This window comes from Pseudomonas fluorescens (assembly GCF_018614775.1).
GTDB lineage: Bacteria > Pseudomonadota > Gammaproteobacteria > Pseudomonadales > Pseudomonadaceae > Aquipseudomonas > Aquipseudomonas fluorescens_BY.
On sequence record NZ_JAGGOF010000094.1, the window covers coordinates 1 to 6,674 of the forward strand.

Genomic DNA, 6,674 nt, shown 5'->3' on the forward strand with positions numbered 1-6,674 from the left:
CCAGTTCAGCTTGCTCGCGAAGGGGTCTTCCGATCCAGAAACTTGCTGCCTGACACACCGCTTTCGCGAGCAAGCCCGCTCCCACATTGGCGACGGTGAACACATTATTTGATACACCCACCGACGCGGTTTACCGGTAAACCCCGTCTTTCCCATGTCCAGTCATCGCCCGGTTGCTGCGCAGGCTGATCATCGACTTGATGTCGATCCATTCGATGCCCTGGGCCTTGAGTTTGGGCAGTTCGCGTTCAAGTACCGCCAGGGTCTGCGGGTAGGGGTGGCCGATCATTACCGCCGAGCCCTGTCGGTGGGCCAGGTCGATGGCGGTCTGGAGCTGGTGGGTGATGGCGGCTTCGGTACGCTCGTCGTCGAGGAATACATCCCGCGACACACTGGCCAGGCCGATCTTCTGCGCTTCGGCGGCGGCGACCGTCTGGGCGCTGGTGCGGCTGTCGACGAAGAACTTGTGGCGCTGCTGCAGGTTCGCCATCAGCCAGGCCATGGCCTGGGGTTGGGCGGTCATGCGGCTGCCCATGTGGTTGTTGATCCCGCTGGTATAGGGCACGGCGGCGAATGCGGCGTCGAGGCGCTTACCCAGTTCTTCAATGGACAGCTCCGGATGCCAGGCGAACGGTCCGGTGGCCGGGTCCATGGGCATGTGCAGCATGACGATCTTGCCGGCGCGATGGGCTTCGCGGGCGAATTCGGCGGCGTGGGGCGTGTCGGGCATGATCGCGGCGGTGACCGGGCCGGGGAGGGCCAGTACCTGGCGATCCCGGGGCAGGTTCTGCCCCAGGTCGTCGATGATCAGGCTCAGGTAAGCCTTGTGCGATGAAGCGCCGGGCGTAGCGGGCGCCGCAAAGGCAACGCTCGCCAGGCAGCACAACAGGCCGAGGATGAAGCGCCGGCCCATCTCAGCGGCCGGAGGTGATGTTCAATCCTTTGAGCAGGCTCAGCGCCTGGGCCAACTGGTAGTCGTCATCCTGTGGCATCGGCTTGGCCTTGGTGCCGGAGCCGGTCGGTTTGTCGGCACCGCCGTTGCCATTGCCCAGGTGACCTTGCAGGTCGGCTTCCTTGAAGTATTCGCTGTCCGCCTCGTTGGTGATCTTGGCCTTGCGCACTTCGATGTCCGGGACGATGCCCTGGGCCTGGATGGAACGGCCGTTGGGCGTGAAGTACAGCGCGGTGGTGATCTTCAGGGCACGGTCGTTGTTCAGCGGCAGCACGGTTTGCACCGAGCCTTTGCCGAAGCTGGTGGTGCCCATGACCACGCCGCGCTTCTGATCCTGCAAGGCGCCGGCGACGATTTCCGAGGCCGAGGCGCTGCCGCCGTTGATCAGCACCACCAGTGGCACGGCTTCGCTCAAGTCGTTACCGGTGGCCGAGAAGCGCAACTCGGAGTTGGCGATGCGGCCCTTGGTGTAGACGATCAGGCCCTTGGTGATGAAGTGATCGACCACTTCCACCGCCGATTGCAGCACGCCGCCCGGGTTGTTGCGCAGGTCCAGGACCAGGCCGTTGAGTTTCTTGCCGTTGTCCTTGCGCAGCTTGGCCAGGGCCTTGGCAACTTCTTCGCCGGTCTTGACCTGGAACTGGGTGATGCGCACGTAGCCGTAGCCCGATTCCAGCAACTGGCTCTTCACGCTCTTGACCTGGATAACCGCTCGCGTGAGGGTCACGTCGAACGGCGTGCCGCCGTCGCGCACCAGGGTCAGGGTGATCTTCTGGCCGATCTTGCCGCGCATCTTGTCCACGGCTTCGGTCATGCTCTGGCCGCGGGTCGGCTGGCCATTGATCTTGACGATGAAGTCGCCCGCCTGGATACCGGCCTTGGAGGCAGGTGTGTCGTCGATGGGCGAGACCACTTTGATGAAGCCGTCTTCGCTGCCGACCTCGATGCCCAGGCCGCCGAACTCGCCGCTGGTGCTTTCCTGCAATTCGGCAAAATCGTCCGGGCCCAGGTAGGCCGAATGCGGATCAAGGTTGCTGAGCATGCCTTTGATGGCGTTCTCCAGCAGCATCTTGTCATCCACCGGTTCGACGTAGGCGGCCTTGATCCGGTCCATGACTTCGGCAAACGTGCGCAGTTCGTCCAGCGGCAGCGGGGCCCTGGTCGTCGCCGCCGTGGCAGCGGGAGCAGGTGGGGCCGGTTCAGCGGCGAAAGCCAGGGGCGCACCGATCACAAGGGCGATCGTCAGGGCCAGCGAGGTAAGGCGGGACAAATGCAGCATGTCGAACGAACTCCTTAAGTGGATGGGTGCGCTTATCCTTGCGCACGACACCATTGGGCCGGATCACTGGGGCGACCCTGCTGACGAATAGCGAAATACAGCGCTGGCGTATCCTGCCCGCCACTGTTGCCGACCGTGGAAATGGACTCACCGGCCTTGACCACATCCCCTGCCGACTTGAGCAGCGTCTGGTTATGACCGTACAGGCTCAGGTAACCGTTGCCGTGATCCAGGATCACCAACAGGCCGGCACCGCGCAGCCAATCGGCGAACACCACGCGCCCGCCATGCACGGCATGCACCTGGCTACCGGCGGAGGCGCTGATCATCACGCCGTCCCACTTGGTGCGGGTGTCGTCACCACGGGTTTCACCGAAGCGCGCCAGTAATCGACCATTGACCGGCCATGGAAGTTTGCCCCGTGCCGAAGCAAAAGCGCCGCCGAAGGTTTCACCCTCGCTGGAAACCAGCGCGCCGGGGCTGGACCGGGTCGTTTTGCGTGGGGCGTCGTCTGTGTCGGCGTCGACCTGGGCTTCACGCAAGCGCTTTTTTTCGGCTTCCTGCTGGGCGATCAGCGCTTTCTGGCGCGCTTCCTCTGCCTCGCGAGCCTGGCGGGCCAGGGTTTCCTCGATGGTCTTGAGCACGTTGGCCAGCTCGGCCTGGTCCTGCTCGCGGGCCTTGAGCTTGCTGTCCCGCGCCTTCACGTCGTCGTTGAGCTTGGCCAGGGCCACCTGGCGCTCCTTGCGAACCTTGTCGAGTTCGTCGCGCTGGCTGTCGAGGCTGCTTTTCTGCACCAGCAACTGGGCTTGCTGCATTTCGATGTCTTTTTCGACGTTGGCCAGTTGGCGCAGGGTTTCGTTGAAATTCTTGAGTTGCTCCAGGCGGGCCTGGCTCAGGTAGTCGTAGTAAGTGAGCGTGCGGGCGAATTTCTCGGGGTTCTGCTGGTTGAGCAGCAGCTTGAGATACTCCTGGCGGCCGCTCTGGTAGGCCGCTCGGGCCTGGATGGCGATCAGGTGCTGCTGTTCAGTGCGCGCGCTCTGGAGTTTTTTTTTCTCTCCATCGAGTCGTTGCAGCTCGGATTCGCTTTTCTTCAGCTCTTTCTGCAGGGCATCGACCTGTTTCTCCAGCTTGCCCATCTCGGTCTCGGTGCCGCGCAGGTCTTTCTGGACGCTGGATTTCTCTTCCTGCAACTTGCCCAGCAGCTTCTTCAGCTCGGCAATGTCCTGGCGCGTCGCTTCCAACTGCTGTTGGGTTTGCGCGCGCTCGTCGGCAAAGGCCGGTTGGAGCAGGCAGGTCAGAGCGAGGGCTATCAGGACGCGAAGCATAGAGGCGGGTGATACCAGGGAAAGGGACGGCCTAGTATGCCCGCCCCACGCGGCAAAAAAAACGCCCATTTGGGGCTGTGTGATAACTGGCCGGAAAAAACACTGCAAACCCCCTGTGGGAGCGGGCTTGCTCGCGAATGCGGTGTGTCAGCGACATTGATGTCAATGGATAGACCGCATTCGCGAGCAAGCCCGCTCCCACCCGGGATGTGTGTTGAATCACACCAGAATCGAAGTCCCGGTCATTTCCGCCGGTTTTTCCATGCCCAGCAGCATCAGCATGGTTGGCGCCACGTCAGCCAGCACGCCGCCGTCGCGGACCTTGAGGTCGCGCTTGCCGACGTAGATGAACGGCACCGGCTCGGTGGTGTGGGCGGTGTGGGCCTGGCCGGTGGATTCGTCGGACATCTGCTCGACGTTGCCGTGGTCAGCCGTGATCAGTGCTTCGCCGCCGACCTTTTCCAGTGCCTCGACGATGCGACCCACGCAAGTGTCCAGGCATTCCACGGCCTTGACCGCCGCGTCGAACACGCCGCTGTGACCGACCATGTCGCCGTTGGCGTAGTTGACCACGATCACGTCGTAGCGCTGGTGTTCGATGGCGTCGACGATGCGATCGGTGACTTGCGGCGCGCTCATCTCCGGTTGCAGGTCGTAGGTGGCGACTTTCGGCGATGGAATCAGGATGCGCTCTTCGCCCGGAAACGGTTCTTCACGGCCGCCGGAGAAAAAGAACGTCACGTGGGCGTATTTTTCGGTCTCGGCGATGCGCAGCTGGGTCTTGCCGTTCTTCGCCAGGTAGTCGCCCAGCACGTTTTCCAGGCTGCCGGCGGCAAAAGCCGAGGGCGCCGGGATGCTGGCGGCGTATTGGGTCAGCATCACGAAACCGGCCAGTCTTGGCTGACGGGCGCGTTCGAATTCCTTGAAGTCGTCTTCGACGAACACCCGGGTCAGCTCGCGGGCGCGGTCGGCACGGAAGTTCATGAACACCACGGCATCGCCGTCTTCGACCTTAACCGGTTCGCCGATGGTGGTGGCCTTGACGAATTCGTCGCTTTCGCCGCGCTCGTAGGCGGCTTGCAGGCCTTCCTCGGCGGTGGCCGCGCTGTACTCGGCGTTGCCGTCGACGATCAGGTTGTACGCCTGGGATACGCGGTCCCAACGGTTGTCGCGGTCCATGGCGAAGTAGCGGCCGACGAGGCTGGCGATACGGCCCTTGCCGAGGGCCTGGAAGGTTGCGTCGAGCAGTTCGATGGACGAGGCGGCGCTTTTCGGCGGAGTGTCGCGGCCATCGAGGAAAGCGTGCAGGTAGATCTTTTCGGCGCCGCGCTTGAAGGCCAGCTCGGCCATGGCGATCAGGTGATCCTGGTGGCTGTGCACGCCACCGTCGGACAGCAGGCCCATGAAGTGCACGGCCTTGCCGGCGGCCACGGCCTTGTCCACGGCGGCGCAGAGGGTCGGGTTCTCGAAGAACTCGCCGTCGCGGATCGATTTGGTCACCCGGGTGAAGTCCTGATACACCACGCGGCCTGCGCCGAGGTTCATGTGGCCGACTTCGGAGTTGCCCATCTGCCCGTCCGGCAGGCCGACGTCCATGCCGCTGCCGGAGATCAGGCCGTTCGGCACGGTGGCCCAGAGGCGGTCCAGCACCGGTTTGTTGGCCGAGTACACGGCGTTGGATTCGTGGCTTTCACTGTGACCGAAGCCGTCGAGAATCATCAGGACCAAAGGTTTAGGCGTGGTAGTCATGGAATCCACTCGTGGCTGGTTAAAAGAAGACGATGGAAAAGGGACGGGCAGTTTAAAGGTAAGTTCCGGTGCCGTCACCGCCGGGCGGGGTTTGGCCGGCCTTGCGTGCTGTGTATACTGGCCGACATTTTAACGCCCTGGAACCTCCTTCGATGGTTGCTCACCTGATTGAATTTGCCACTAACCACTACATTCTCGTCGGTATCTTCGTCGTACTGCTGGCGCTGCTGATCGCCCACACGATGCAGGGTGGCGGTCGCAGCCTGAGCACTGGCGAGCTGACGGCGCTGGTCAACAAGGACGCCGGCGTGGTGGTGGATATCCGTACGAGCAAGGAATACGCCGCTGGTCACATTGTTGGCGCGGTGAACATTCCCCAGGACAAACTGATCGCGCGTATCGGCGAGCTGGAAAAGCACAAGGCCAAGACCATCATCCTGGTCGACGCCCAGGGCCAGCACGCCGGCACCCATGCCCGCGAGTTGATGAAATCCGGCTTCACCGCCGCCAAGCTCTCCGGTGGCGTTGCCAGCTGGAAGGCTGACAATCTGCCCCTGGTGAAGTGAGATGACCCACGTCGTTGTCTATTCCAGCGATTACTGCCCCTATTGTTCCAAGGCCAAGTTCCTGCTCCAGAACAAAGGCGTGGCGTTCGAGGAGATCAAGGTCGACGGCAAGCCGCAACTGCGCGCCGAAATGACCCAGAAGGCCGGACGCACGTCCGTCCCGCAGATCTGGATCGGCAGCACCCACGTGGGCGGTTGTGATGATCTGTTCGCCCTGGAGCGCGCCGGCAAGCTCGACGCGATGCTCAAGGCCTGAATTCCCTACTAAAGAACCTGAAAGTAAGAAGGATCTGCGATGACTGACCAACAAAACACAGCTGCCAGCGAAGAAGAAACCGCACCGCAATTCTCCTTGCAGCGCATTTATGTCCGTGACCTGTCCTTCGAAGCCCCGAAAAGCCCGGCGATCTTTCGCCAGCAGTGGGAACCGAGCGTCGGCCTGGACCTGAACACCCGCCAGAAAGCCCTGGAAGACGACTTCCACGAAGTGGTGCTGACCCTGTCGGTGACCGTCAAGAATGGTGACGAAGTGGCGTTCATCGCCGAAGTGCAACAGGCCGGGATCTTCCTGATCAAGAACCTCGATGCGGCCTCCATGAGCCACACCCTGGGCGCGTTCTGCCCGAACATCCTGTTCCCTTATGCCCGTGAAACCCTGGACAGCCTGGTGACCCGTGGTTCGTTCCCGGCCCTGATGCTGGCCCCGGTGAACTTCGACGCCCTGTACGCGCAAGAACTGCAGCGCATGCAGCAGGAAGGCAGCGCGACCGTTCAATAAGCCGACTTGGGTATTGATGCAAGCC

7 protein-coding genes are annotated in these 6,674 nt (G+C 62.4%); 3 read left to right on the forward strand and 4 right to left on the reverse strand.

The annotated features are described in order from the left end of the window. Window positions 1–130: 130 nt before the first annotated feature. The 4 genes from J7E36_RS21585 to gpmI all read right to left on the reverse strand — a co-directional run bounded on the left by J7E36_RS21585 (window position 131) and on the right by gpmI (window position 5,305). Entirely contained in the window at window positions 131–913 is a 783-nt protein-coding gene (locus tag J7E36_RS21585; RefSeq protein WP_215007583.1) for a divergent polysaccharide deacetylase family protein, read from the reverse strand. Between the two features lies 1 nt (window position 914). Then, a complete protein-coding gene (locus tag J7E36_RS21590) occupies window positions 915–2,231 on the reverse strand; it encodes a S41 family peptidase (RefSeq protein ID WP_215007586.1) in 1,317 nt (438 codons plus the stop codon). Window positions 2,232–2,263: 32 nt separating this feature from the next. After that, on the reverse strand, window positions 2,264–3,556 hold the full coding sequence (locus J7E36_RS21595; protein ID WP_215007589.1) for a murein hydrolase activator EnvC family protein: 1,293 nt from the start codon (window positions 3,554–3,556) through the stop codon (window positions 2,264–2,266). Window positions 3,557–3,775: 219 nt separating this feature from the next. Then, window positions 3,776–5,305, reverse strand: coding sequence for a 2,3-bisphosphoglycerate-independent phosphoglycerate mutase (gpmI, locus tag J7E36_RS21600; RefSeq protein ID WP_215007592.1), 1,530 nt, complete (start codon window positions 5,303–5,305; stop codon window positions 3,776–3,778). A gap of 152 nt (window positions 5,306–5,457) precedes the next feature. On the opposite strand from gpmI, the gene J7E36_RS21605 reads away from it, so the two are divergent. The 3 genes from J7E36_RS21605 to secB are packed head-to-tail and all read left to right on the forward strand — an operon-like array spanning window position 5,458 to window position 6,649. After that, on the forward strand, window positions 5,458–5,871 hold the full coding sequence (locus J7E36_RS21605; RefSeq protein WP_215007595.1) for a rhodanese-like domain-containing protein: 414 nt from the start codon (window positions 5,458–5,460) through the stop codon (window positions 5,869–5,871). 1 nt (window position 5,872) lies between these two features. Then, window positions 5,873–6,127, forward strand: coding sequence for a glutaredoxin 3 (gene grxC / locus J7E36_RS21610; RefSeq protein ID WP_215007598.1), 255 nt, complete (start codon window positions 5,873–5,875; stop codon window positions 6,125–6,127). Window positions 6,128–6,166: 39 nt separating this feature from the next. Continuing rightward, on the forward strand, window positions 6,167–6,649 hold the full coding sequence (gene secB, locus J7E36_RS21615) for a protein-export chaperone SecB (protein ID WP_215007600.1): 483 nt from the start codon (window positions 6,167–6,169) through the stop codon (window positions 6,647–6,649). Window positions 6,650–6,674 lie beyond the last annotated feature (25 nt).

What these genes read in the sequence shown, in the direction of transcription:
- J7E36_RS21605 (WP_215007595.1), top strand. Translation starts at nt 5,458, where the DNA reads ATGGTTGCTCACCTGATTGAATTTGCCACTAACCACTACATTCTCGTC.
- gpmI (WP_215007592.1), bottom strand. Translation starts at nt 5,305, where the DNA reads ATGACTACCACGCCTAAACCTTTGGTCCTGATGATTCTCGACGGCTTC.
- secB (WP_215007600.1), top strand. Translation starts at nt 6,167, where the DNA reads ATGACTGACCAACAAAACACAGCTGCCAGCGAAGAAGAAACCGCACCG.
- J7E36_RS21585 (WP_215007583.1), bottom strand. Translation starts at nt 913, where the DNA reads ATGGGCCGGCGCTTCATCCTCGGCCTGTTGTGCTGCCTGGCGAGCGTT.
- J7E36_RS21595 (WP_215007589.1), bottom strand. Translation starts at nt 3,556, where the DNA reads ATGCTTCGCGTCCTGATAGCCCTCGCTCTGACCTGCCTGCTCCAACCG.
- J7E36_RS21590 (WP_215007586.1), bottom strand. Translation starts at nt 2,231, where the DNA reads ATGCTGCATTTGTCCCGCCTTACCTCGCTGGCCCTGACGATCGCCCTT.
- grxC (WP_215007598.1), top strand. Translation starts at nt 5,873, where the DNA reads ATGACCCACGTCGTTGTCTATTCCAGCGATTACTGCCCCTATTGTTCC.